We start from the raw sequence: 25,219 nt of genomic DNA on the forward strand, positions 1-25,219 counted from the left end.
TGTGTACGTGCCAATCAGGGGAAGCTCGTAGCGGGATTTCGTGACTTGCCGCAGACGCGGCTGCCGTATTCCAGCAATGCCCCTCCCCGACTGATCATTCCGGCCGTACCCGGTTCTCGATCCGACACCTTGCTGGGCCATGCGGAAATGGCTCCTGATCAACAAGTGAGAGGGGCCTCGGGAATGAAAAAGTCCCTGGCCGAGCTACGCGCCCTCGCCGCACAGGCGGGATTCACCGGCAGCGACATCAAAATCGCAGCGGCCGTCGCCATGGCAGAGTCCAAAGGCGACCCCGTCGTCATCGGAGACCAGCATCTGGTCGACCACAAGTGGGGACCGTCCATTGGTCTCTTCCAGATACGCTCGCTCAAGCACCCAGGGCAGTTTTCCCCACCGGACACGCTCAGGATTGAAGCAAAGCTCAAGGATCCGCTCTACAACGCCAAGACGGCAAAGGCCATCAAAGACGCGCACAACTGGAAGCAATGGTCCACGTTCACGAACGGGGCCTACAAGCAGTACATGGACGGTGGTTCCGCCAGCCACGCCGACTTCGAGCCGTTCCCTGGTGCGTCGTTCTTCCACGCCGGAAAGAAGTCGCCGATCATCGCGGCAATGCACCAGCGGCTCGTCGCCGAGGGCTGCAACCGGTACCAGTCGAGCGCCAACGCCGACGTATGGGGCCCGGGCGATGTGAAGTCCTACGCCGCCTGGCAGGAGAAGCTCGGCTTCAAAGGTGACGATGCCGACGGCATCCCCGGCAAGACCAGTTGGGAAAAGCTAAAGGTCCCCAACGTCTAAAACTCGAGAACCGGCGACACAGGGTTGTGGTGACTGAAAGGATGGTGTCATGCCCGAGAAGAACTTCGACCAAGAGGACCTGAAAGCGGCCCTCAAGAAGACCGACACCGCCGACGGACCCGGCACCGACGACCTCGACGCCCTTCCGGAGAGCGACTTCGTCGCCTTCGCCGAGGAGGGCGTCGAAAACGACGCGGAGGCCCCCAAGTGACCGCCACCATCGCTTACGACCGTTCCGTCGCGAATTTCATCGACAAACTCAGCGCCACGGGCCACGTCACCCATAAGGCCTACAAGAAGACGTCGGTCACGCTGCACCACAACGCCGGCCGGTATTCGCACCAGGGTCTGCTCGACCTCTGGAAGGAGCGTCCGGCTTCGGCCCACTTCGACATTGACGCCGCTGGTGCAGTCGCCCAGTACGTCAAGGTGAACGAGTACGCCTGGGCCGTCGGCAACGTGGCCGGCAACCAGCGCTCGATCAGCATCGAAATGGCGAACGCAACGCTCGGGCCCGGCTGGACGGTCGCCGAGGTCACTTGGAAGAACGCCGCACGTCTCGCCGGCTGGCTCTTCGCCAAGGTGATCGGCGAACGCCCCAGCAAGAGCAACCTCTTCTACCACCACCACTGGGCCTCGACCGAATGCGCCGGCCCGCACATGGAAAAGCTCTACGGCAAGGTCCTCGCGGCGACCCAGGAGGCGTACGACCACTTCAAGGGTTCCCACCCCGTCCCCGTGTCGGAAACCGAGCCGTTCCCTGGTGCGTCGTTCTTCCACGCCGGAAAGAAATCGCCGATCATCGCGGCGATGCACCATCGGCTCGTCGCCGAAGGGTGCAACCGGTACCAGTCGAGCGCCAACGCCGACGTATGGGGGCCGGGCGATGTGAAGGCCTACGCCGCCTATCAGCAGAAGCTCGGCTTCGAAGGCGCCGATGCCAACGGCATCCCCGGCAAGACCAGTTGGGACAAGCTACAGGTCCCCAACGTCTGACCGTCCTTGCTGCAGGCTCTCTTGGTGATCTGGCTCAGGACCGGGGCCACGAGGTCACAACGAGTGCACAACGGGTCGGCGGCGGCGCCGCGCCTCGATGCGGATCGTCCCTATCGTCCGGTGTACAGGGGGTACGAAAAACTCCCCGGATCAGGGGGGCACCTTGCAGTGGACAAGATCGTGGCGGAAACCGATCGTCCAGCGCTTCACCGGCGCCTTCGCGGCCTGCGCGGCCTTGGCGGCAACTTCGGGATGCACGGTCCCCGTTGACGCCGTAGCGGGCATATCGGTGACCAAGGATGGTCACTTGGTCGGCGTCATGATGGTCTGCGGACATCACATCGACGGCGCGACTCTGTACGTGGACAGAGAGGACCCCGACAAGGAGGTGACGGTCGGTTCCTGGACAGCCGCCAGCCCTCTCGAGCCCGGCCTCACCACCTGGCCCCTGGACGCCCCGGCCACCGGCTGGACAGCGACCAAACCTCTTAACTCCCTTACCGGGGAAACCACTTACACCCTGTACGGCTGGACCAAGGACGACTCGTGGTCGTCGAGCAGCATGTCCTTCACTTTGGCCGACCGGGATCGACTGACACCGGGAACGGTCCGCTACGAGGGCGCCGAGGCTGCGGTCACCGTCCCGGTGGCGGAGTTCAAGGCGAGGGCTTGCGAGGGCGATTAGCGCAGGCGGTCGGCGGTGACGGCGGTTCGGAATGTCTCCCAGGCGGCGGGGTGGAGGCGGAGGGGCGGGTCTGAGGGGGTCTTGGAGTCCCGTATCGCGATGGTTGCGGGGATGTTGGTGGCGACCTCGACGCACTCCGCTGTCTGGTCGCTGTAGCTGGACTTGCGGTACCTGTACTCAGTCACGGTTCACAGTTCCTTACAAAGCTTGTGGAGGAACGAGACCGACTCCTGCTCACTGAGAGAGCGTTCAGCGATCTTCTCGAACAGTTCATCGTAGTCAGCGGTAGCCTCTCCGCCTTCCACCCAGCGCTGGGCGAAGGGAGCCTCCACGTATACGACGTCCATGGCGCCGGGGGCTGCGAACGAGATGATGTTGAACGAGCCGTTCAGGCCGGGATGTGTCCCAGCGCCGAACGGGAAGATCTGGAGGGTGAGGCTTGGCAGTTCGGCCAGCCGCGTCAGGTGCTCCAGTTGGCCTGCGGCCGTCGGTGCTCCACCAGGGAAGTTACGAAGTACCGCTTCGTAGATCACGACGTGTAGCGAGAGCGGCGGGTCGTTGGTCAGGCGTTGCTGCCGGGACAGCCGGGTCGAGATGAACTCTTCGTCCGGGTCGGGTCCCTTGGCGAGCTCAGCTGTGGGCCCGTTCCTCAACGCCCGTACATACTCCGGTGTTTGGAGTAGGCCGGGTACGAACGCAGGCTGCCACGCTTTGACGGCCGTCGCAGCGCTCTCCAACGTGACGTATTCCTGCATGACTCCGTGGATCGTGTAGCCGTCCCACCAGCCCTTGGCCTTGCGGCGCTCGCGGTCGACCCGCGCCAGTTCCAGCAAGCCGCCGATGGCCCCGGGGTCGTGGACCCCGTACAACTCGCACAGCGCCCGGATGTCCGGGTCGCGAATGGGGACCCATCCGCCCTCCATTTTCGCGACCTTGGTCGTGGATGCGGTGAGTGTCTTGGCCGCCTGGGTCTGATTGAGGCCGGCTGCCGTGCGCAACTTGGTGAGTTCGCCGCCGAGTCGGCGTCCCAGGACGGTGGATGTGCTGTAGCCCTGCGTCGATTGGCGTGCGGTCACGTCGGTGCTCCTCCTGGCATCGGTGCCCGGCCAGTCTGACGTGCTGTCACGAGGCTCCGCAAACTCGATTGGAGGAATTACTCCGGGAGTAGCTTGCGGAATAATTCAGGCTGCCTCTACCGTCGGTGACGAACCGCTCGCTGAGCGGAGCCACTTACCGCACGTCGCAGCTCCCCCTGCCCGAAAAGAGACCCCGTGACCGAAGACGCCCCCCTCCGCTACGACCGCCTCGACTACACCCCCTTCCCCAAAAGCGTCACCCTCGCCCGCCGCCGAGCCCACCGCCTCCTCACCGACTGGGGGCACCCCGAACTCGCCCCGGACACCGCCCTGTTGGTCTCCGAGCTCGGCGGAAACGCCGTACTGCACGGGTGTCTTCGTGACCGTCTCTTCCGAGTCGAACTCGCCCTCACCGAGCGCGCCGTGCGCGTCAGCGTCTCCGACCCCCGGGGCGAGTTACTGCCGCGCGCACGCAACGCCGCGTCGGACGAGATGTTCGGGCGGGGACTGCTGATCGTCGGTGCCGTCGCCGACCGCTGGGGCGTGACCGAACTGACCGTCGGCAAGCTCGTCTGGTGCGAGCTGGACGTCGTACGCGGCGTGGGCGAGGCGACGAATCAGATGGCGACTCAGGCGACGTATCAGGCGACGAACAAGCAGGAACCGCACCCCGCGCCTGTCACCGACCCCGCCACACCCTCCGCCCCCACACCAAACCGTCGGCGACGCCCTGCGGCAAGATGGGCGTCATGAGCATCGTAAAGATCAACGTACTCACGGTCTCCGAAGAGCAGCGCGAGACGCTGGAGAAGCGGTTCGCGGCGCGGGCCGGGGCCGTCGAGGGGTCGGACGGGTTCGAGTGGTTCGAGCTGTTGCGGCCCGTCGAGGGCACCGACGACTACCTGGTGTACACGCGGTGGCGCAGTGAAGAGGACTTCCAGGCCTGGATGGCGGGCCCGATGCAGTCGGCCCACCGCCCCGCGTCCCCCGGCGGGGAGCAGCCCAAGCCCGCCTCCTCCGCGTCGACGCTCTGGTCCTTCGAAGTGGTCCAGCAGGCCGCCCCCAAGCAGGACTGAGCCCGCGCGACCTGCGACTCGAGACCCGCCACCCCCCGATTCTCCGGCGCGCCGACCGCAGCAGCTGGACTCGGCGCGCCACAACTCACGATCATGTGCTCGGGTCAGGGCTTGCGCCCCACCCCGCCATGCTGGCCGATCGCCGGTGCCGCGACCCCCGACGCGCTCGGCTCCGGCCGCCACAGCGGCACCGACACCACCCCCGGCGGAACCAGCTCGAGCCCCTCGAAGTACGCCTCGATCTGCTCCACCGGCCGCAGGAAATACGGCACCGCGCCCGTCTCGTTGTACCCGTCCTGCGCTGCCTCGTAAGCCGGATCCGTGCCCCGTGAGCCCTCGTTCAACGACAGGTAGCTGCCCGACGGGAGGCCCGCCATCAGGTCGCGGACGATTCCGCGCGCCACGGCGTGGTCCGGGACGTGGCCCAGGATGCCGCTCAGGATCAGGGCGGTCGGGCGGGTGAGGTCGAGCGTGTTGGCCGCCGCCTTCAGGATGCGGTCCGTGTCGTACAGCTCGGCGTCCACGTAGTCCGTCGCGCCCTCCGGGGTCGACGTCAGGAGCGCACGGGCGTGGGTCAGGACCAGCGGGTCGTGGTCCACGTACACGATGCGCGCGTCGGGGGCGATCGACTGGGCCACCTCGTGGGTGTTGTCCACGGTGGGCAGGCCCGTGCCGACGTCCAGGAACTGGCGGATGCCCGCCTCCCCGGCCAGGTGGCGGATCGTACGGCCCAGGAACGCGCGGCTGCTGCGGGCGATGGTGACGATGCCGGGGAAGACGGCGGTGTAGGCGTCGCCGGCCGCCTCGTCCACGGGGTAGTTGTCCTTGCCGCCCAGCCAGTAGTTCCAGATACGGGCGGAGTGCGGTACCGAGGTGTCGATTCTCTGTTCGGATTCGGACATGCTTGACATCGTCTCCCCGGTCGCAGCGTACGCGGTCGTACGAGGGTTTCGTACAGGGTTCAAGTTAACAAGGGTGTGGCGGTCGGCGGTTGCCGGACAGTCGCCGCAGGTCCGGTAGCCAGCACGCGCCTGTCGCCTCTCTCGCCCCTGTCGACCCTTTCGCCCCCTGTAGGGCCGCGTCGGCGTCACCGAACGACAACCCGTCACTTTATGTCGGCCGCCGACTATGGCCATTTCACTGTGTTGACCGGCGCAACAGTTATACATAGCGTCAACATGTCCAATGCCCGGTACACCCGTCGAAAAGCCCAGGGGGTGCATTGCCATGCGCAAGCTGATTCTGACAGGCGCGCTGTTCGCGCGACTGGTACGCAAGGACCGGCTCACGGCTCCGTACATGTACTACTGACCGGCGAGGCAATATGCGAAGCCGGGGTGTGAAGAACCGCACCCCGGCGTTCGCGATGCGCTGCGGCTGATTCTGCGGATCGGACGGGAGTCTTATGACGGTGCGTGCGCTGACCGAGATGCCGGGGCCCGACGGCGGAAGAGTGCTCGGGAATCTGACGGACTTCTCGGCGGACCCACTGGGCTTTCTCACTCACTGCGCCGGCGAGTACGGCGACACGGTGAGGCTCAGTCCCAAGAATGTTCTGCTGGCGTCCCCCGAGGACGCCGTGCGCATGCTGGTCGACAGGAACTCGGACTTCGTCAAGCAGGGTCCGGGGACCCGGCGCGCAGGCCGTCGGCAGTCGCTGCCGCTGTCGACCATGAGCAGCGACGGCGAGGAGTGGCGTGTCAGACGCGGGCGCATCCACGGTGCCTTCGACCGTGAGCTGTCGGCCACCGCCGCAGCAACCATGCGGGAGCAGGCACGGCGGATGCTCGCGTCCTGGCGTCCCGGCCAGGTGCGCGACCTGCAACAGGACGTCTCCGGGGTCACGTTGAGGCTGGTCACACGGCTGCTGTTCGGCGACGAGTACACGGACGAGCAGATCGCGGACGTCGCCGGCCTCGTCGCCCCCATCATGGATCTGTCGGCCTCGCCGGTGGTCCTGCCCGAGTGGGTGCCCACTCCTCCCAAGCTGCGGATTCGCCGCCATCTCAAGCGGGTCATCAGGACCCTCGAGCAGGTCGTTTCCTCGCCGAAAGCCGTCGACCCCAAGGCGGCGCCCGTTCTGCACGCGCTGCTTTACAGCACCCCGGCGCCGAGCGAGGCCGAGATCCGTGACGAACTGGCCACTCTGCTGATGGCCGGATTCGAAACCACCAATGACGCCGTGGTGTGGGCGAGCGTATTACTGGCCCGGCACCCAGACGCGGCGGAACGCGTGCACAGCGAGGCCGAAAAGGCGTTCGTGCGGAACTCCGACGGAATGGAGCTGTTGCAGGAATTGCCCTTCACGGACGCGGTGCTACGAGAAGCGCTGCGCCTGTACTCGCCTGTCTGGGTGACCAGCCGAGACGCCCGGGTGGATGTGGAAATCGGCGGCCATCTCATTCCGGCGGGTACGACGGTCACGGTGAGCCAGTGGGTGAATCACCGCGACCCCCGCTACTGGCGCGATGCCGGAGAATTCGTGCCGGAACGCTGGCTCGGGAAAGAGGCGTCGGACATTCCCCGGGGTTCGTATTTTCCTTTTGGGCTTGGCCCGCGCGTTTGTGTCGGTGCCGCGCTGTCGACCGTGGAGAGCGTTCTGCTGCTGGCCGCGATCTGGTCCGCCCACCGACTGCGCCTCGCGGATCCCGACGCGGTGCGCCCACGACCCGCGCTCGCCCTCCAGCCGATGAACGCGCGCTTCCACCTCGACCGCTGGTGAGAGCTCCACCGCTGGTGAGAGCCGCCGAACGACCCGACCCGGCAGGGCTAGCGGACGGACAACTCGGTGGTCACCCCGGCGAACCTGCCCACCGCCCCGCCGGAGTGACCACCGAAAGCGAGCCGCCGCCTCAGCCCACCGACACCGCGCTCCACGCGGCCGCCACAGCCGCGTACTCCGTGCTGCCCGTCCCGTACAGGTCACGCGCCGCGTTCAGGGTGGCCGTGCGCGCGCCGGCGTAGTTCGTCGACGACGTCATGTACGTGGTCAGCGCCTTGTACCAGATCGCGCCGAGCTTGGCCCGGCCGATGCCCGCGACCGTGGAGCCGTTGCACGTGGGGGAGTTGTAGCTGACCCCGTTCACCGTCTTCGCGCCGCTGCCCTCCGCCAGCAGGTACGCGAAGTGGTTCGCGACGCCCGAGGAGTAGTGGACGTCCAGGTTCCCGACGCCCGAACTCCAGCAGTTGGCCGAGTTCCCGTCCTTCGAGGGCTGGTCCATGTAGCGCAGGGCCGACCGTCCGAAGCCCGCTTTCACGATCTTCTCGCCGATCAAGTAGTCCCCGACGTCTGTGGAGTTGGCCGCGTTGAACTCCACCAGCGTGCCGAAGATGTCCGACGTCGCCTCGTTGAGGCCGCCCGACTCGCCCGAGTACGTCAGGTTGGCCGTCGCCGAGGTCACGCCGTGCGTCATCTCGTGCCCGGCCACGTCCAGCGAGACCAGCGGGCCGAAGGTCGTCCCGTCACCGTCGCCGTACGTCATGCAGAAGCAGGTGTTGTCCCAGAACGCGTTGTTGTAGCTGTTCCCGTAGTGCACGCGGTTGTACGAGCCGACCCCGTTGCCCTTGATCCCGTTGCGCCCGAACGTGTCCTTGTAGTAGTCCCAGGTCTCGTCGGTGCCGTACTGCGCGTCCACCGCCGCCGAGGCCCGGTCCGCCGTCGTACCCGTGCCCCAGTGGTTGTCCGCGTCGGTGAAGAGCGTGGCGGGGGCGCGGCGGATGCAGATGCCGAATATGCACAGGTCGGTGCCGTTCGCGGCGTCGCCCGTGTACGTGTTGCCGCGCGTCGGGTCCTTGAGCTGGTTCGTCGATCCGGACACCGTCGTCTCCAACGGGACCGTGCCGCCGTACAGGGACTGGCCGTCGCCCGTCGCCGTCTCGATGCTGTCCCACGCGTCGATCTGGGCGCCGGTCCGGGCGTCGGTCACGACCGTACGGGCGACCGGGTTGCCCAATGAGTCCAGCGCCACCGCGTCCGTCTGCCAGGCGAGCTTTGGGGCGCCGTGCAGGGCGTCAACCACCAGGCGCGGCTTGGAGGTTATCTTCTTCAGCGCCTCGCCGAGGTTGGCCGCGCGCAGCGCCGACGCCGCCAGGTCGGCGGCCCTCGGGGCGGACACCGCCGGGCTGATCGTGGCGAGGGATATCGGGCGGGCCGTGGCGCGGCTCGCGCTGCGGTAGGCGCCGTCGGGCGCCAGATGGACCACGAAGTCACCGCCCAGCACCGGGAGTTGGCGGTAGGTGCGGTCGTACCGGACGTGCTGGCTGCCGTCCTTGTCGATGACGACGTCCCGAACTGCGGTGCTCTGTACGGAGGTCAGGCCCAGGTGAGCGGCCTGGTCCACGAGCACCGAGACGGCGTTCTTGATCGCGGTGGCCCTGGTCGGCTTCTCGGCCGAGTCGGCCGCGTCGGCGGTGGGGGAGAGTGCGGCGGCGAGCAGAGCGGCGCTGGTTGCGGCCACACCGGCCGCGGCAAGACGGGAGGTCATCGGTCTCCTTTGGGGTGAAGACGGTCGTGACGGTGGTCGTGACGGCGGTGGTGACGGTGGTCGTGACGACGGTCGTGACAACGGTGGGGATCGGTCAGATTTAAGGGTTCATGACATGTCGTGTCCATAGCGTTCGCGGCTTCACCCCGACTTATGGCGAGAATCGTTTCCCCATCCCCACGAGCCCGCTGCCACGGACTCACGCTTGTCGGGGGTCACGCTCACGATTGAGAGACCGCCAGGTGCGACTGCGACTCCCGTTCTTCGTCTACGGCACCCTCCGCCCCGGCGAGGTCAACCACGACCGGTACCTGTACGGCCGTATCCGGTCGGCGGGCCCGGCGCGGCTCGCGGACGCGGCGCTGTACGACGGCCCGGGCTACCCGTACGCCGTGGCGGAACCCGGCGGCGTCGTGCACGGTGACCTGGTCACCGCGCTACCGGAGGCGTACGACGAACTGCTCCCCGCCCTCGACGAGTTGGAGGAGTGCGTTCCGGGCGACCCGCGCAGCCTGTACGAGCGGGTGGCGCGGCAGGTGACCCTCGACGCCGACGGGAGCGCCGAACTCGCCTGGGTGTACGTCGCCGGCCCGGTCGTCGCTGCCCGGCTGCGGGCGCGCGGCAGACGTATCGCGGGCGGGGATTGGCGCAGCCGTGGACCGCGCCACGACGCTTCTGGGTGAGACGTGTCAATATCAAAATCTTGTCAGGTTCCTCACAAGGGGCAATATCCGTTGAGGGCATTCGTTTTCAAATATTTTCGGTAATCATTGGGCTATGAGTGACCGGAAAGCGCTTCCCCCAACCGTTTTTCGACAACCCTTACTGAGTGTCAAGTCTCAACTCCCCGGATTTTCAGACCTGTTGAGCCTTGTTCGAGCCCCCGCCGCGCTCAGCGTCCCCGGCGACATCCTGGCCGGCGCGACCGCGGCAGGCCGCCCTCTGGGTCCCCGGACCGCCGGCGCGATGGCCTCCTCCGTCTGTCTCTACTGGGCCGGCATGGCCCTCAACGACTACGCCGACGCGGCCGTCGACGCGGTCGAGCGGCCCGCCCGCCCGGTGCCCTCCGGCCGGGTACCGCGCCGGACCGCGCTGGCCGTCGCCACCGGTCTGACCGGCGCAGGCCTGGGCCTCGCCGCACTGTCGGGCGGCCGACGCGGACTCGGAATCGCCCTGCCGCTGACGGCGCTGATATGGGCGTACGACCTGAAGTTGAAGTCGACTCCGGCCGGCCCGGCGGCGATGGCGGGCGCGCGTGCGCTCGACGTGCTGGCGGGTGCGGTGGCGGGCGGCGGCAAGCCTCCGTCATACGGGGCTGGTGGGGGCGGCGCGGCCGGCGCGCTCGCTCGCGGTGCCGCACCCGCGCTCCTCACCGGCGTGCACACCTACACGCTCACCGTCCTCAGCCGCCACGAGATCTCCGGCGCGCCGGCGCGGCTGCCCGCCACCACGCTGGCCGTGTCGTCGGCCACGGCCCTGTCGACGGTGCTGCCCTCCCTGCTCCCCGCGGTACTGCCGCCCCGGCGCGCCCTGCCCCGCGCCACGGCCGCCCGAACCGCCGTCGCATCCGCGGGAGTTATCGCCTACCTGGGCACGTACGGCAGGGCCCAGGTGCGTGCCGTACGCGATCCGAGCGCTGTTTCCGTCCGGCGCGCGGTGGGAGCGGGCATCCTTGCCCTGGTCCCCCTGCAGACGGCGCTCACGGCGCGCGCGGGAGCGCCCGTAGCCGCCGCACTCCTGGGCGTCCTGCATCCGGTGGCCCAGCGCCTCGCGAGACGGGTTTCCCCGACATGAGCCATGTGACGAAGGGCGGAAGATGGGCCTGAGATTCGGGTACGGCACCAACGGGTTCACCCACCACCGCCTCTCCGACATCCTCGGCATTCTCGCCGACCTGGGTTACGACGGTGTCGCCCTCACCCTCGACCACAACCACCTCGACCCGTACGCCGACGACCTCGCCCGCCAAATCACGCGCCTGCGCGAACAGTTGACGCGACTCGGACTGACCGTCACGGTCGAGACCGGGGCGCCCTACTTCCTCGACCCCTGGGGCAAGCACCAGCCGACACTGATGACCGGCGAGCCGGAACGCCGAGTCGACCTGCTGCGGCGCGCCGTCCGCATCGCCGGCGAACTCGGTTCTCCCACCGTCCAGTTGTGCAGCGGGCCAGGGCCGGACGACGTCCCGGAGGCGGAGGCCTGGCGGCGACTGGCCGCGAACGTCGGGGCGACACTGGAGACAGCCGAGGCGTACGGGGTCGCGCTCGCCTTCGAACCCGAGCCGCACATGTTCGTCGACACCGTCGCGAAGTGTCTGAGGCTGCGCGAACTCCTCGGCGGGCACCCGCTGTTGGGTCTCACACTGGACGTCGGACACGCCCACTGCGTGGAGGCGCCCTCACTGCTCGACTGCGTTGCCCTGGCCGCGCCGCACCTCCTGAACGTCCAGATCGAGGACATGGTGCGCGGAGTCCACCGGCATCTGGAGTTCGGCGCGGGCGAGATCGACTTCCCGCCGGTACTGGCGGCGCTGACCGACCTCGGTCACCGCGGTCTGGTGTCCGTCGAGATCCAGGGCGGCGCCCTGGACGCCCCCGAACTCGCCCGCAGTTCCCTGGAGTTCCTGCGCCGAGCCGAGGCCCGGAGCCTGCTCACCTCCTGAGCCGCATTCCGCCGGCGTCCTTGCCATTCACCCACCACGCCTATTTCACTGCCCCTTTTCCGGCCTTTCTCGAGCCACGCTGGATCTGCCCTCTCCGCTGACCCTGCTGGATCTGCTCGACCGGCTGGACCAGCTGGAACTGACGCGTTGGTCATGCCGACCCCCCGGATTTCCCGGACCCCGTTTATTCTCCGACTTCCGTTCTGGAAACCCCCATGCCGATTTCCGACCGTGCCCCTTTCCCGCCTCCCCTTCCCCTCACCCCCGAGGCCCGCGCCTGGCTCGATGCCGCCCTGGCCGAAGTCGCAGCCGATCCCGCCGCCATCCGTACCCTCTTCCCCGCCGTCCGCCGCCACTGCGGACGCGCCCCGCTGCCCGACGGCCGGACCGTCGACGAGGCCGTCCGAGCCCTGCTCATGGCCTCGCTGGCGCTGCGCGACCAGCCTCTCGTCGACGAGGTGTCAGCCCTCCACCGCCATGGCGACCCCGCCGAACAACGAGCCGTCCTACGGGCGTTGCCACAGGTCGACCGCGACGGGACCGGCCGGTTCCTGGACCTCGTACGGCAGACCCTGCGCGGCAACGACAACACGCTCATCGAGGCCGCCCTCGGCCCCTACGCGGCGGCCCACCTCCCGGCGGACGAATACCGCCAGGCCGTACTGAAGTGCGTCTTCCAGGAGATCCCGCTCGCTCGTATCTCCGGCCTCGACGAACGGGCGGACGCCGAACTCGCCCGCATGCTCGCCGACTTCGCACGCGAACGGACGGCGGCCGGACGCCCCGTACCCGAGGACATCGCCCGCTTCCTGCCCCGCGTGCACCCCGTCACCACCACCCACGGAGCCGTGTGACCATGCGCATCTTCGACCCCCACATCCACATGTCCTCCCGCACCACCGACGACTACGAGGCGATGCACGCGGCCGGGGTACGAGCCGTCGTCGAGCCCGCCTTCTGGCTCGGCCAGCCCCGCACCTCGCCCGACACCTTCTACGACTACTTCGACTCGCTGCTCGGCTGGGAGCCCTACCGGGCAGCCCAGTTCGGCATCCAGCACTTCTGCACGATCGCCCTCAACCCGAAGGAGGCCAACGACCCGCGCTGCCTCCCCGTCCTCGACGAACTGCCCCGCTACCTGGCCAAGGACCGGGTCGTCGCCGTCGGCGAGATCGGCTACGACTCGATGACGAAGGAGGAGGACGAGGTCCTGGCCCGACAGCTCCAACTCGCCCTGGAACACGGCCTGCCCGCCCTCGTCCACACCCCGCACCGCGACAAGGCCGCCGGGACCAGACGGACCCTGGACGTCGTACGGGAGTCGGGCATCGCCCCCGAACTCGTCGTCCTGGACCACCTGAACGAGCTGACGGTCGGCATGGTCCTCGACAGCGGCTGCTGGGCCGGCTTCTCCGTGTACCCGAAAACGAAGATGAGCGAGGACCGCATGGTCCGCATCCTGCGTGAACACGGACTCGACCGCGTCCTCGTCAACTCGGCAGCCGACTGGGGCAGTTCCGACCCGCTGAAGACTCGCAAGACCGGCGACGCGATGCTCTCCGACGGCTTCACGGACGACGACGTCGACCGCGTCCTGTGGCGCAACCCGGTCGCCTTCTACGGCCAGAGCGGCCGCCTCGACCTGGACGACACCGACGGTGAGCCGAAGCCCGACGAGACCTCGTCGTTCGAGGGCAACTCCATCCGACGCGGGGGAGAGTGACCCGCTCATGCGCTTCCGCCACCCCGACGGCACCCCCGTCCACCTCGCGTACTGCAGCAACGTCCACCAGGCCGAGGACCTCGCCGGAGTCGTCGCCCAGCTCGCCGCCCACGCCGAACCCGTACGGGAACGCCTCGGCGTCGGCCGACTCGGCATCGGCCTCTGGCTGGCCCGCCCAGCTGTCACCGAACTCGCCGCAGACAAGCGAGCGTTGGAGTCCCTCAAGGCCGAACTCGTGGCACGCGGCCTGGAGACCGTCACCCTCAACGCCTTCCCGTACGAGGGATTCCACCGCGAGGTCGTCAAGAAAGACGTCTACCTCCCCGACTGGGCCGACCCGGCCCGCCTCGCCTACACCCTCGACTGCGCCCGCGTCCTCGCCGCCCTCCTCCCCGACGACGCCCGACGCGGCAGCATCTCCACCCTCCCGCTCGGCTGGCGCACCCCCTGGCCGACCGAACGCGCGGACGCGGCCCGCCGGGCCCTTGACGAACTGGCACTGGGCCTCAGGGAGTTGGAGTCGGAAACAGGGCGGCGTATCCGGGTCGGCTTCGAACCGGAACCGGGATGCGTCGTGGAGACCACCACGCAGGCGGTACGTGAGTTCGCCGACGTAGACCGCGACCATCTCGGGGTCTGCCTGGACGCCTGCCATCTCGCCGTCCAGTTCGAGGACCCCGGAGAAGCCCTCGGACGGCTCGCCGACGCAGGACTGCCGGTCGTCAAGCTCCAGGCGTCCTGCGCGGTCGAGGCCCCCGACCCGAACGAACCGCGAGCCCGCGCGGCCCTGCGTGAACTGGCCGAACGCCGATTCCTGCACCAGACCCGAACCATCAGCGAGGGCAGGGTGGTCGGCGTCGACGACCTGCCGGACGCGCTGGACGGCGAGGGGCTTCCGGCCGTGCCCGGCATCCGAACCCCCTGGCGCACGCACTTCCACGCCCCGCTGCACGCCGAACCCGAACCGCCCCTCCGCACCACAGCCGATCAACTCACCACCGTCCTCACCGGATTGCTCGGCGGCCCGAACGCCGTCTGCGACCACATCGAGGTCGAGACCTACACCTGGTCCGTCCTGCCCCGCCCACCCGCCGACCTCGCCGACGGCATCGCCGCCGAACTCGCCTGGGCCCGCGACCGGTTGACCGGCCTGGGCCTCAAAGAGGACCACTCATGACCGGCCGCAAGGAAGCACTCATGACCGACACCCCGAACACCAACCGACTCGTCGTCCTGGACATCGTCGGCCTCACCCCCGCCCTCCTGCGCCACATGCCCGCCGTGGCCGCCCTCGGCGACCGGGGCTTCAAGGCCCGCCTCGGCACCACGTTCCCCGCCGTCACCTGCACCGCCCAGTCCACCTTCCTCACCGGCGAACTCCCCTCCACCCACGGCGCGGTGGCCAACGGCTGGTACTTCCGCGACCTCGGTGAGGTGCTCCTCTGGAGACAGCACAACGCCCTCGTCGGCGGCGAGAAGATCTGGGACACCGCCCGAAAGCACGCGCCCGGCTACAAGGTCGCCAACATCTGCTGGTGGTACGCCATGGGAGCCGACGTCGACTGGACGGTGACCCCGCGCCCGGTCTACTACTCCGACGGCCGCAAGGAACCCGACTGCTACACCTGGCCACCCTCCCTGCACGACGAACTCACCGACAGACTCGGCCCGTTCCCCCTGTTCACCTACTGGGGCCCGAACGCCGGCATGCCCTCCACGCAGTGGATCCTGGGCGCCGCCCGACAGATCTTCGACGAACACGACCCCGACCTGACCCTGGTCTACATCCCGCAGATGGACTACGAACCCCAGCGCTCCGGCCCCCAGTCCGAGGCGTCTCTCCGCGCGGCCCGCCAACTCGACGACGCCCTGCGCCCGTTGATCGACCACTTCCTCGCAGCGGGCGCCACGGTGGTCGCGCTGAGCGAGTACGGCATCACCCCGGTCTCCCGCCCCGTGGACATCAACCGTGAGCTGCGCCGGGCCGGGTTCCTCGAGGTGTACACCCAGGACGGCATGGAGTACCTCGACCCCTGGACCTCCCGCGCCTTCGCCGTCGCCGACCACCAGGTGGCGCACGTGTACGTACGGGACCCCGGCGACGTACGCGAGGTCGCCAAGATCCTCGGTGAACTCGACGGCGTGGACCAGGTGTTGGGCCCGGTGGGCAAGGCGGCCCAGGGCCTGGACCACGAACGCTCGGGAGAACTCGTCGTGGTGGCGAACTCGGACGCCTGGTTCACGTACTACTACTGGCTCGACGACGACCGCGCCCCCGACTTCGCCCGCCAGGTCGAGATCCACCGCAAGCCCGGCTACGACCCCGCCGAACTCCTGTGGGACGACACCGACCCATCGGTGAAACTACGCGCGGCAGGCCAACTGGCCCGCAAAAAACTCGGGTTCCGCTACCGCATGCAGACGGTCCCGCTGGACCCCTCGGCGGTCCGCGGCAGCCACGGCCGCGTCCCGAGCGACCCCGAACACGGTCCCGTACTGCTCTGCTCCACACCGGAACACAGCAGCGAGGCCATCACCGCGACAGAGGTCAAGGGCCTACTCCTGAGACTGGCCGGCCTGCCCGCGACCACACCGCCGGACCACGTCTGACGCCCGGGTCCCACCACCAAGCACACACCCCCCACCCGCACACCCCGCCCCGCACAACGCATCCGCACATCCCCGCCCCCACACCCCCCACCACAACGCGGAGACCCACCCATGTCTGAAACCACCACCTTCCCGCCGCTGCCCATGCACCGCACCGCCCTCCTCCACCCACCCTCCGAATACGCCCTCCTGCGCGAGCAGAGCCGCATCAGCCGTATCGCCCTCTGGGGCGGCAACACCCCCTGGCTGGTCACCCGGCACGAGGACGCCCGGGCTGTCCTCTCGGACGCCCGTTTCAGCGCGGAGAACCACCGGGACGGGTTCCCCGGCCTCCAGCCGACCCCGCCACCCCGTACCCCCGGGCAGCTCTTCGCCATGGACGCGCCCGACCACACCCGGCTGCGCCGGATGCTGATCCCCGACTTCACGTTCCGCCGGGCCGAGGAACTACGGCCCTTCATCCAGCAGTTGACCGACCGACTCATCGACGACCTCGTGGCCAAGGGCCCCACCGTCGATCTCGTGGAGAACTTCACCCTCCCGCTGCCGCTGCTCGTCATCTGCGAACTCCTCGGAGTGCCGTACGCCGACCGGGAGTTCATCCACCGCCACGCCGCCGCGTTCGCCACCGTGACCGACGGCCCGGAGGCGATGCGCGCGGGCTGGGGCGCGCTGTTCGGGTACCTCATGGAGCTGCTCGCCGCCAAGACCGCCGAACCCGGCGACGACCTGCTGAGCAGGCTCGCGACGGAACAGGTGGCCACCGGCGAGGCAACTGCCGCCGAGGCGGCGGGACTTGCGGTGATGCTGCTCATCGCGGGCCACGAGACGACGGCGAGCATGCTGTCCCTCGGCGTGGTGACCTTGCTGTCCCACCCGGTCCAACTGGCCGCGCTGCACGCCGATTCTGAGCTGGTGCCGGGCGCTGTCGAGGAGCTCCTGCGCTATCTCACCATCGTTCACATCGGCATCCGGCGCATCGCCACCGAGGACGTGGAGATCGGCGGAGTCACGGTCCGGGCCGGGGAAGGCGTAGTCGTCTCGCTCCAGGCGGCCAACCGTGACCCCCGCGCCTTCGCGGACCCGGACACCTTCGACATCACGCGGGACACCCAGCACCACCTGACGTTCAGCCACGGCCTCCACAACTGCCTCGGCCAGTCCCTCGCCCGCGCCGAACTCCAGATCGCCCTGCCCACCCTCTTCAACCGCCTGCCCGGCCTACGGCTGACAGCCCCGGCGGAGGTGGACGCCCACGAGGGACGCGCGGTCCACGGCGTACGCGCCCTCCCGGTCACCTGGTAGCAGGCATTCCCCCCACCTCGTACGCAGAGGAGCCCCCCCTGACCGACGCGGCCAACCCACCCACCGCTGTGACCCCCGACCCCGACCTCGACCCCGACCTCAACGAAACCGTTCTGAGGAACGCCCGTCCTCAAGTGGCCGCCTGGCTCACCGAGTTCGTTGAGCGCAACGGCGGCTGGTGCGGCTCGGTCCACCTGCCCGACTCTGCCGGTCCGGCCGGGGCGGATCGCGAGATCGTGCTGGTCGCCGCCCACAACCTGCCGGTGGCCGTGCAGAACATCACCGCCGTCATCCCCTTCGGCAAGGGCATGGCCGGCACAGCCGCGCAGCGCCGGGAAACCGTCGTCATCCCCGACTTCCAGACCGACACCACTGGCGTCGCGGCCGTCGGTGGCCGCCCCGTGCGGGCAAGAGGCTCGCTCGCCGTCCCGGTCTACGCCACCGACGACCACACGCAACTCGTCGCAGTCGTCGGCCTGGGCTTCACGGAACGCCGCGACTTCACCGAGGCCGAAGTCGCGGCGTACGGGAGGGACGCGGCCACGGTTCTGACGGTGAGCTAGCGGCACGCGGCCAGGTCAGCCCTGGACAGCGACCTCCAGCCGTACCGCGCACGCCTTGAACTCCGGCATCCGCGAGGTCGGGTCGAGGGCGGGATTGGTCAGCGTGTTGGCCCGGCCCTCGCCCGGCCAGTGGAACGGCATGAAGACGGTGTCGGGGCGGATCGAGGTGGTGATCCGCGCCGGCGCCACGGCCCGCCCGCGCCGCGACACGACGACGATGGCGTCGCCCTCCCCGGCGCCGAGCCGTGCGGCCAGCCGGGGGTGCAGCTCGACGAACGGTCCGGGCGCGGCGGCGTTCAGCTCGTCGACACGCCGGGTCTGCGCCCCGGACTGGTACTGCGACACGACCCGCCCGGTGGTCAGCAGCACCGGGTACTCGGCGTCCGGCTCCTCGGCGAGCGGCCGGTAGGTCACGGGGGCGAACCGGGCCCGCCCGTCCTCGGTGGCGTACCGGTCGAGGAAGAGGCGAGGGGAACCGGGATGCACGGCGGACAGTGGACGAGCGTCGCCCGACTGATCGCTGTCCGACTGATCGCTGTCCGATTGGTCGCCGTCCTGTGCGGGGCACGGCCAGAAGACGCCGTTCTCCTCGGCGAGCCGCTGGTAGGTGATCCCCGAGTAGTCGGCGATCCCGCCCGCGCTGGCCCGGCGCAACTCCTCGAAGACCTCCTCGGGGTCCACCGGGAACCCCTTCTCCACGCCTGCCCGCGCGGCGAGTTGGTGCAGCACATACAGATCGCTTCGCACACCCTGCGGGGGAGTGACGGCCTGGCGGCGCAGCAGCACCCGCCCCTCCAGATTGGTGGTCGTGCCGGTCTCCTCCGCCCACTGGGTCACGGGCAGCACTACATCGGCGAGCGCGGCGGTCTCGGACAGCACCACGTCCGCGACGGCGAGGAAGTCCAGGGATTCCAGGCGCTGTTGGATGTGCCCGGCCCGGGGTGCGGACACCACCGGGTTGGACCCCATGAGCAGCAGGGAGCGGATGCTGGTGCCGAGCGCGTCGAGGAGTTCGTACGCGCTCAGCCCGGGCCCGGGCAGGGAGTCCGGGTCGACACCCCACACGCCGGCGACATGGCGCCGCGCCTCCGGGTCGGTCAGCTTGCGGTAGCCGGGCAACTGGTCGGCCTTCTGACCGTGTTCACGCCCGCCCTGCCCGTTGCCCTGCCCGGTGAGACACCCGTATCCGGAGTACTGCCGCCCCGAACGCCCGGTCGCCAGGCACAGGTTGATCCACGCGCTCACGGTGTCCGTACCCTTGGACTGCTGCTCGGGTCCGCGAGCCGTGAGCACCATGGCGTCGGACGGCTCGCAGAACATCCGTACGGCTTCCCGGAGTTGGGGCACGGGCACGCCGGTGATCCGCTCCACGTACTCCGGCCAGTGGGCCATCGCCGCCGCCCGCGTCTCCTCCCACCCGCTGGTCCGCTCCTCGATGAACGCCTCGTCGGTGCGCCCCTGGGACACGACCAGGTGCAACAGGCCGAGGGCGAGGGCGAGATCGGTACCGGGACGCGGCGCGAGATGCAGATCGGCCTGCTCGGCGGTACGGGTCCGACGCGGATCGATGACGATCAACGTCCCCCCGTTCTCCTTGAGTTCGGTGAAGTAGCGGAGGGCGGGCGGCATGGTCTCGGCGGGATTGGAACCGACGAGGATGACGCACCCGGTCTTCGGAATGTCCTCCATCGGGAACGGCAGGCCACGGTCGAGCCCGAAGGCCTTGTTCCCTGCGGCGGCGGACGACATGCAGAAACGCCCGTTGTAGTCGATCTGGGAGGTGCCGAGGACGACCCGCGCGAACTTGCCCAGCGCGTACGCCTTCTCGTTCGTCAGCCCGCCCCCGCCGAAGACACCGCACGCGTCCGGGCCATGCTCCGTACGCGTGCGGGTCAGTCCCTCGGCGATCCGGTCCAGCGCCTCCTCCCAGGAGGCGGGTACGAGTACGCCGTCCCGCCGGACGAGAGGCTCGGTGAGGCGCAGGGCCGACGACAGCAGCGTGGGTGCGGTACGGCCCTTGCCGCACAGCGCACCCCGATTGACCGGAAAGTCGACGCGCTCGGCGACCGTGACGCCCCCGCCTGCTGCCGGCGTGAGGTTCATACCGCACTGCAGGGCGCAGTACGGGCAGTGCGTGGGCGTCACGGAGGTCTCCATACCGCCAGCGTGCGACGCCCGTGTTACACCCCGAAACGCCCCCCGTTACACACCAGACACGGGCACCTCCCGGGGGGACGGGAGCGCCGGTGAGGTTCTTCGCCCCCGCCGCCCCTACCCGTCCCATCCTCGGGGGCGCTGCCCCCGAACCCCCGCTCCTCAAACGCCGGAGGGGCTGACACACCAGCCCGTCCGGCGTTTGAGGACGAGGCCCCTTCAGGGCCGAAAGGGGGGTCTGGGGGCGGCAGCCCCCAGGGATGGGACGGGTAAGGGCGGCGGGGGCGAGCTCACCCACCCAAAGCCCGCCGCACCCCCACCTCCGCCGGCCCCAAAAACCGAGGATCCGGCTTGAACACCGCGTCCAACACCGCCTTCCCCGCCGCGACAATCTCCCGCGCCCCGCCGTAGTACCACGTCACATCATGCCGAGCCTCAACCCCGACCCCGTACGACTCCACCCCCGCCGCCTCGCACAACGCGACCGCCCGACGGATATGGAACCCCTGACTGATCAGCAGCGCCCGGTCCACCCCGAATATCTTCTTCGCGCGCACACACGAGTCCCACGTGTCGAACCCGGCATAGTCACTCACGATCCGCCCGTCCGGCACCCCGTGGCGCGTCAGATACGCCCGCATCGCATCCGGCTCGTCATAGTCCTCGCGGCTGTTGTCCCCGGTGACGAGCACCACCTTGACCCGCCCCGCCCGATACAGCTCCGCCGCCGCGTCCAACCGGTGCGCGAGATACGGAGACGGCTCCCCGCCCCACAACCCGGCCCCGAACACCACGGCGACGTCGGTACGCGGCGCGTCCGACACATCGCGCAACCGGCCACTCGCGGCGACGAACATCCACGTGGCCGGCAACAACGCCACCACACACAGCGCCATGACGACCTGCACGGCCCGCCGCTGCCCGGCACGCGTACGAGGCACCCGCACCCACGCCCGCAGCCGCAGCCGAGCCCGTGACCGCAAGGGCACCCCCGACCCACGCACCTCAGGACTGCTCATCGGACGGCGCCCCTCCCAGCTGGCCTTCGCCGCGACCCGCAGCCCTCTGCGACCTGCGCGGCCCTAGATCAGGAAAGACGCCCCCAGCCCCGCCCCGGTTCACCGCCCCCGGCGTGACCAGCCTCACTCCAAGGCCCATAACCCCAGGTCAAGCCACCTCGCAGCACACCTCACCGCGCGCCTCACCCCACCGTGAACCCTCGGAAAAGACCCGTGACCAACGCGCAACGGCGCGGCAACCTCGTACCGTCACGATCGATACATGACGGCGTCGCCCTTTCCGCACGACGAGTCCACGCAGCCCCAGCAGAGCCCCCGGCCGCCCGGAGGCGCCCACCTCGACAGTACGGCGCAAATCATGGACCGGATCACCAGCCAGCTCGGCAGCCAGCTCAGCCTCGTCTCGCTCGACGGCAGCCGTCGCCCCACCCCGCCCGCACTCGTCCTCGTCGGCCACGGCAGCCGCGACCCGCGAGCCCTGAGCACCGTGAGCGCGCTCGCCGAGCGCGTCCGCGAACTGCGCCCCGACCTGCCCGTGCGCCTGGGGCACATCGAGCTGAACGCGCCCCTGCTCCCGGACACGCTCGCGGAACTCGGCACCGCCGAGGCCGTCCTCGTACCGCTGCTGCTCAGCCGCGGCTACCACATCAAGCAGGACATCCCGGAGATGGCCGCGGCGTCATCGGCACGCACGCGCGTGGCGCCCCCGCTCGGCCCGCACCCCCTGCTCGTCGAAACCCTGTACGCCCGCCTCGTCGAAGCCGGCTGGCGTACCCGGATGACCGACGCGCAGCGCCGCTCGAGCGCGGTCGTCCTCGCCGCCGCGGGTTCCCGAGACCCGGAGTCGGACGTCGACACCCGCCGCACGGCCAAGCTCCTCGCCGAGTACGTGGGCGTGCCCGTCGTACCCGCGTACGCCACCACCGCCGCGCCGACCGTCCCCGCCGCCGTACGCGCCCTCGCTGCCCAAGGCCGCCACCGGGTCGCCGTGGCCTCGTACTTCACCGCCCCGGGCCGCTTCGCCACGGAGTGCGCGGAGGCAGCCCCCTGGATCGCCGCGGCCCCCCTGGGTGCCCACCCGGCGATGGCCCGCCTGATCCTCCACCGCTACGACCAGGCGGTAGCGGCCCCGGAAACATCCGCGACCAGAGAGTTGGCCTCGGCCCGATAGGGGCGCGGGGAACTGCGCGATCAGTCACAACGCGCCGCACGTACACACCCACCCCAATTGTCAGTACCTGCCCTTACTGTCGAACCATGGAAGGCACACGCACCAACACGACCCCCACCGCCCAGCCCCCCGAGAACGACAACACCCCCACCCCCTACGCCCCGACGGCGGTCGCCCGCTGGGCGGCCGAGCCGGACAAACGTCCGGGCCGCACCGCCTTCCAGCGCGACCGCGCCCGCGTACTGCACTCCTCCGCCCTGCGCCGCCTCGCCGGAAAAACGCAAGTGGTGACACCGGGCACCCGTAGCCAGGTCTGGGACGCCAGCCCGCGCACCCGCCTCACGCACTCCCTGGAATGCGCCCAGGTCGGTCGCGAACTGGGCGCCGCCCTCGGCTGCGACCCCGACCTCGTGGAGGCGGCCTGCCTCTCCCACGACCTGGGCCACCCGCCCTTCGGGCACAACGGCGAACAGGCGCTCAACGAGTTCGCGGCGGACTGCGGAGGCTTCGAGGGCAACGCCCAGTCCCTCAGACTCCTCACCCGCATCGAACCGAAACGTTTCGCACGCGCCGCGGCCACCGGCACCGGTACCACCGGCGCCCACTCCTCCTCCGGCGACCTCGTCAGCGTCGGCCTCAACCTGACCCGGGCCACCCTCGACGCCGCCACCAAGTACCCCTGGCCGCGCGGCGCGCACCCCACCGACCCGGCCTCCCCGAAGTTCGGCGTATACGACGACGACCGGCCCGTCTTCGACTGGGTCCGCCAAGGCGCCCCCGGTACGCGGACGACGTTCGAGGCCCAGGTCATGGACTGGTCGGACGACGTGGCGTACTCGGTGCACGACGTCGAGGACGGCCTGCACGCCGGTCACATCGACCCCAACTGCCTGCACGCGGAGCCCGAGCGCCAGGAGGTCTTCCGCGTCGCCACGGGCCGGTACGTCGCCGCGGACACCGACCCCGCCGAACTCGCCGAGGCCCTCGACCGCCTCCTCGACCAGGAGTGGTGGCCGCACGGCTACGACGGCACGGCCGTCGCCCAGGCCCGCCTCAAGGACGCCACCAGTCAGCTCATCGGCCGCTTCTGCCTGGCCGCGGAGGGCGCCACGCGCGCGGCGTACGGCAGCGGCCGGCTCACGCGGTACGCGGCGGAACTGGTCGTCCCGCGCGCGGCCCGCCTGGAGTGCGCGGTCCTCAAGGCGGTGGCCGACCGGTACGTGATGCAGCGCGCCGAACAGGAACTGCTGCGCGCGGACCAGCGCGTCGTCGTCGCCGAACTCGCCGAGGCGCTCACCGCGCGCGCCCCGGAGGGCCTGGACCCGCAGTTCCGCGCGCTGTTCGACGCGGCGGCCGACGACCGGGCACGCAAGCGGGTGATCGTCGACCAGATCGCGTCCCTCACCGACGCGTCGGCGCGTTCGCTGCACGCGCGCCTGACCAGCCGCATATGACACAGATGTGACCCTGCGTGGCCTGATCGGGCCACACCCTCTTCCCCCATCACACTCCGTGCGGGACGCTCGCCAGGGGGCACCCGCACACAAGGCACCAGCATCACGCGACACGGGCGACACGTGGCACCCGTTATTACGAGGAGGCATGAAGTGGTCGACGCGGATCAGACATTCGTCATCGTCGGAGGCGGACTGGCCGGCGCCAAGGCGGCCGAGACGCTCCGGACGGAGGGCTTCACCGGCCGCGTGATACTGATCTGCGACGAACGCGACCACCCGTACGAGCGGCCCCCGCTCTCCAAGGGCTACCTCCTCGGCAAGGCGGAACGCGACAGCGTCTTCGTCCACGAACCCGCGTGGTACGCGCGCAACGACATCGAACTCCACCTCGGCCAGACCGTCGACGCCATCGACCGTACGGCGAAGACGGTCCGCTTCGGCGACGACGGCACCCTCGTCAACTACGACAAACTGCTCATCGCCACCGGTGCCGAGCCGCGCCGCCTCGACATCCCCGGCACCGGCCTGGCCGGCGTCCACCATCTGCGCCGCCTCGCGCACGCAGAGCGCCTCAAGGGCGTCCTCGCCGCCCTGGGCCGGGACAACGGCCACATCGTGATCGCCGGCGCCGGCTGGATCGGCCTGGAGGTCGCGGCGGCGGCGCGGGAGTACGGCGCGGAGGTGACCGTCGTCGAGCCGTCGTCGACCCCGCTGCACGCGGTGCTCGGCCCCGAGCTGGGCACCCTCTTCGCCGAGCTGCACCGCGAGCACGGCGTCCGCTTCCACTTCGGGGCCCGCCTCACCGAGATCGTCGGCCAGGACGGCATGGTCCTCGCGGCCCGTACGGACGACGGCGAGGAGCACCCCGCCCACGACGTCCTCGCGGCCATCGGCGCCGCACCGCGCACAGCTCTCGCGGAGGCGGCCGGCCTGACCCTCGCCGACCGCGCGTACGGCGGCGGCATCGCGGTCGACGAACGTCTGCGCACCTCCGACCCCGACATCTACGCGGCCGGTGACGTGGCCGCCTTCCACCACGCCCTGTTCGACACCACGCTGCGTGTCGAGCACTGGGCCAACGCCCTCAACGGCGGCCCGGCGGCGGCCCGCGCGATGCTGGGCCGCGAATCGACGTACGACCGCGTCCCCTATTTCTTCTCCGACCAGTACGACATGGGCATGGAGTACTCGGGCTGGGCGCCCCCCGGCTCGTACGACCAGGTGGTGATCCGGGGGGACGCGGGCAAGCGCGAGTTCATCGCCTTCTGGGTGAAGGAGGGCCGGGTGCTGGCCGGGATGAACGTGAACGTGTGGGACGTCACAGAGCCCATCCAGCAGCTCATCCGCTCCCGGTCCCAGGTGGACACAGAGGCTCTGGCGGCCCCGCACGTACCGCTGGAAAGCCTGGTCCCGTAACCGCGGCCGCGCCCCTGA

General features: G+C 69.6%; 27 protein-coding genes. 21 read left to right on the plus strand and 6 right to left on the minus strand.

Translation table 11 applies throughout. The features are described 5' to 3' along the window. Positions 1-183 precede the first annotated feature (183 nt). The 4 genes from PV396_RS15115 to PV396_RS15130 all read left to right on the plus strand — a co-directional run bounded on the left by PV396_RS15115 (position 184) and on the right by PV396_RS15130 (position 2,482). Positions 184-801 carry a peptidoglycan-binding protein gene (locus PV396_RS15115; protein WP_319204758.1) on the plus strand — a complete coding sequence of 206 codons (618 nt, stop codon included), beginning with the start codon at positions 184-186 and terminating at the stop codon, positions 799-801. Positions 802-850: 49 nt separating this feature from the next. After that, on the plus strand, positions 851-1,012 hold the full coding sequence (locus tag PV396_RS15120) for a hypothetical protein (RefSeq protein WP_319204761.1): 162 nt from the start codon (positions 851-853) through the stop codon (positions 1,010-1,012). Next, a complete protein-coding gene (locus tag PV396_RS15125) occupies positions 1,009-1,797 on the plus strand; it encodes a peptidoglycan-binding protein (RefSeq protein WP_319204764.1) in 789 nt (262 codons plus the stop codon). Before PV396_RS15120 ends, PV396_RS15125 begins: the two co-directional genes overlap by 4 nt. A 307-nt stretch (positions 1,798-2,104) precedes the next feature. After that, on the plus strand, positions 2,105-2,482 hold the full coding sequence (locus tag PV396_RS15130; protein WP_319204766.1) for a hypothetical protein: 378 nt from the start codon (positions 2,105-2,107) through the stop codon (positions 2,480-2,482). Here PV396_RS15130 and PV396_RS15135 read toward each other — a convergent pair. Together PV396_RS15135 and PV396_RS15140 are read right to left on the minus strand one after the other, a co-directional pair. Continuing rightward, positions 2,479-2,667, minus strand: a complete 189-nt coding sequence (locus PV396_RS15135; RefSeq protein ID WP_319204768.1) for a DUF397 domain-containing protein — start codon at positions 2,665-2,667, stop codon at positions 2,479-2,481. The two genes, PV396_RS15130 and PV396_RS15135, sit on opposite strands and share 4 nt — an antisense overlap. Before the next feature lie 3 nt (positions 2,668-2,670). Continuing rightward, positions 2,671-3,558: a helix-turn-helix transcriptional regulator gene (locus PV396_RS15140; RefSeq protein ID WP_319204770.1), complete on the minus strand. Its 888-nt coding sequence runs from the start codon at positions 3,556-3,558 to the stop codon at positions 2,671-2,673. A gap of 195 nt (positions 3,559-3,753) precedes the next feature. Between PV396_RS15140 and PV396_RS15145 the strand changes: the two genes are divergently transcribed. Beyond that, positions 3,754-4,311: an ATP-binding protein gene (locus PV396_RS15145; protein WP_319204772.1), complete on the plus strand. Its 558-nt coding sequence runs from the start codon at positions 3,754-3,756 to the stop codon at positions 4,309-4,311. Continuing rightward, positions 4,308-4,634: an antibiotic biosynthesis monooxygenase gene (locus PV396_RS15150; RefSeq protein ID WP_319204773.1), complete on the plus strand. Its 327-nt coding sequence runs from the start codon at positions 4,308-4,310 to the stop codon at positions 4,632-4,634. The genes PV396_RS15145 and PV396_RS15150 overlap by 4 nt, the downstream gene beginning before the upstream one ends. Positions 4,635-4,738: 104 nt before the next feature. Here PV396_RS15150 and PV396_RS15155 read toward each other — a convergent pair whose 3' ends face one another. Further along, entirely contained in the window at positions 4,739-5,536 is a 798-nt protein-coding gene (locus PV396_RS15155) for an SAM-dependent methyltransferase (RefSeq protein ID WP_416071405.1), read from the minus strand. Positions 5,537-5,861: 325 nt separating this feature from the next. Between PV396_RS15155 and PV396_RS45115 the strand changes: the two genes are divergently transcribed. After that, positions 5,862-5,945: a cittilin family RiPP precursor gene (locus tag PV396_RS45115; protein ID WP_416071420.1), complete on the plus strand. Its 84-nt coding sequence runs from the start codon at positions 5,862-5,864 to the stop codon at positions 5,943-5,945. Positions 5,946-6,063: 118 nt separating this feature from the next. Continuing rightward, positions 6,064-7,356, plus strand: coding sequence for a cytochrome P450 (locus tag PV396_RS15160; protein WP_319205535.1), 1,293 nt, complete (start codon positions 6,064-6,066; stop codon positions 7,354-7,356). A 130-nt stretch (positions 7,357-7,486) separates the two neighbouring features. Here PV396_RS15160 and PV396_RS15165 read toward each other — a convergent pair whose 3' ends face one another. Then, positions 7,487-9,118 (minus strand): M4 family metallopeptidase, encoded by a 1,632-nt coding sequence (locus PV396_RS15165; RefSeq protein WP_319204777.1) that lies wholly within the window; start codon positions 9,116-9,118, stop codon positions 7,487-7,489. Between the two features lie 248 nt (positions 9,119-9,366). Between PV396_RS15165 and PV396_RS15170 the strand changes: the two genes are divergently transcribed. From PV396_RS15170 to PV396_RS15210, 9 genes are all read left to right on the plus strand, one after another. After that, complete coding sequence (locus tag PV396_RS15170; protein WP_319205537.1) at positions 9,367-9,801, plus strand: gamma-glutamylcyclotransferase family protein; 435 nt, start codon at positions 9,367-9,369, stop codon at positions 9,799-9,801. A gap of 181 nt (positions 9,802-9,982) precedes the next feature. Continuing rightward, a complete protein-coding gene (locus PV396_RS15175) occupies positions 9,983-10,912 on the plus strand; it encodes an SCO3242 family prenyltransferase (protein WP_319204779.1) in 930 nt (309 codons plus the stop codon). Positions 10,913-10,934: 22 nt separating this feature from the next. After that, complete coding sequence (locus tag PV396_RS15180) at positions 10,935-11,783, plus strand: sugar phosphate isomerase/epimerase family protein (RefSeq protein WP_319204781.1); 849 nt, start codon at positions 10,935-10,937, stop codon at positions 11,781-11,783. 215 nt (positions 11,784-11,998) lie between these two features. After that, positions 11,999-12,637 carry an EboA domain-containing protein gene (locus PV396_RS15185; RefSeq protein ID WP_319204784.1) on the plus strand — a complete coding sequence of 213 codons (639 nt, stop codon included), beginning with the start codon at positions 11,999-12,001 and terminating at the stop codon, positions 12,635-12,637. Positions 12,638-12,639: 2 nt separating this feature from the next. Continuing rightward, positions 12,640-13,506 (plus strand): TatD family hydrolase, encoded by an 867-nt coding sequence (locus PV396_RS15190; RefSeq protein ID WP_319205538.1) that lies wholly within the window; start codon positions 12,640-12,642, stop codon positions 13,504-13,506. A 7-nt stretch (positions 13,507-13,513) separates the two neighbouring features. Further along, positions 13,514-14,683, plus strand: a complete 1,170-nt coding sequence (eboE, locus tag PV396_RS15195) for a metabolite traffic protein EboE (RefSeq protein ID WP_319204787.1) — start codon at positions 13,514-13,516, stop codon at positions 14,681-14,683. A 20-nt stretch (positions 14,684-14,703) separates the two neighbouring features. Next, entirely contained in the window at positions 14,704-16,116 is a 1,413-nt protein-coding gene (locus tag PV396_RS15200) for an alkaline phosphatase family protein (RefSeq protein ID WP_319204790.1), read from the plus strand. 111 nt (positions 16,117-16,227) lie between these two features. Then, complete coding sequence (locus tag PV396_RS15205) at positions 16,228-17,421, plus strand: cytochrome P450 (protein ID WP_319204792.1); 1,194 nt, start codon at positions 16,228-16,230, stop codon at positions 17,419-17,421. Positions 17,422-17,489: 68 nt separating this feature from the next. Further along, a complete protein-coding gene (locus PV396_RS15210; RefSeq protein ID WP_319204794.1) occupies positions 17,490-17,984 on the plus strand; it encodes a GAF domain-containing protein in 495 nt (164 codons plus the stop codon). A gap of 15 nt (positions 17,985-17,999) precedes the next feature. Here the strand turns inward: PV396_RS15210 and PV396_RS15215 are convergent, their stop codons facing one another. After that, on the minus strand, positions 18,000-20,141 hold the full coding sequence (locus tag PV396_RS15215) for a molybdopterin oxidoreductase family protein (RefSeq protein ID WP_319204796.1): 2,142 nt from the start codon (positions 20,139-20,141) through the stop codon (positions 18,000-18,002). A gap of 287 nt (positions 20,142-20,428) precedes the next feature. Then, positions 20,429-21,034 (minus strand): vancomycin high temperature exclusion protein, encoded by a 606-nt coding sequence (locus PV396_RS15220; RefSeq protein WP_319205541.1) that lies wholly within the window; start codon positions 21,032-21,034, stop codon positions 20,429-20,431. Between PV396_RS15220 and PV396_RS15225 the strand changes: the two genes are divergently transcribed. The 4 genes from PV396_RS15225 (at position 21,033) to PV396_RS15240 (ending at position 25,201) form a co-directional block, all read left to right on the plus strand. After that, positions 21,033-21,224: a hypothetical protein gene (locus tag PV396_RS15225; RefSeq protein ID WP_319204798.1), complete on the plus strand. Its 192-nt coding sequence runs from the start codon at positions 21,033-21,035 to the stop codon at positions 21,222-21,224. The two genes, PV396_RS15220 and PV396_RS15225, sit on opposite strands and share 2 nt — an antisense overlap. Before the next feature lie 195 nt (positions 21,225-21,419). Next, the gene (locus PV396_RS15230; RefSeq protein WP_319204800.1) at positions 21,420-22,328 is read left to right on the plus strand and encodes a sirohydrochlorin chelatase; all 909 of its coding nucleotides are present in this window, start codon (positions 21,420-21,422) and stop codon (positions 22,326-22,328) included. Between the two features lie 86 nt (positions 22,329-22,414). Then, on the plus strand, positions 22,415-23,782 hold the full coding sequence (locus PV396_RS15235; RefSeq protein WP_319204802.1) for a deoxyguanosinetriphosphate triphosphohydrolase: 1,368 nt from the start codon (positions 22,415-22,417) through the stop codon (positions 23,780-23,782). Positions 23,783-23,935: 153 nt separating this feature from the next. Beyond that, positions 23,936-25,201 carry an NAD(P)/FAD-dependent oxidoreductase gene (locus PV396_RS15240; RefSeq protein ID WP_319204805.1) on the plus strand — a complete coding sequence of 422 codons (1,266 nt, stop codon included), beginning with the start codon at positions 23,936-23,938 and terminating at the stop codon, positions 25,199-25,201. Positions 25,202-25,219: the final 18 nt, after the last annotated feature.

The organism is Streptomyces sp. ME02-8801-2C, from assembly GCF_033793965.1.
In the GTDB taxonomy this organism is placed as follows: Bacteria; Actinomycetota; Actinomycetes; order Streptomycetales; family Streptomycetaceae; genus Streptomyces.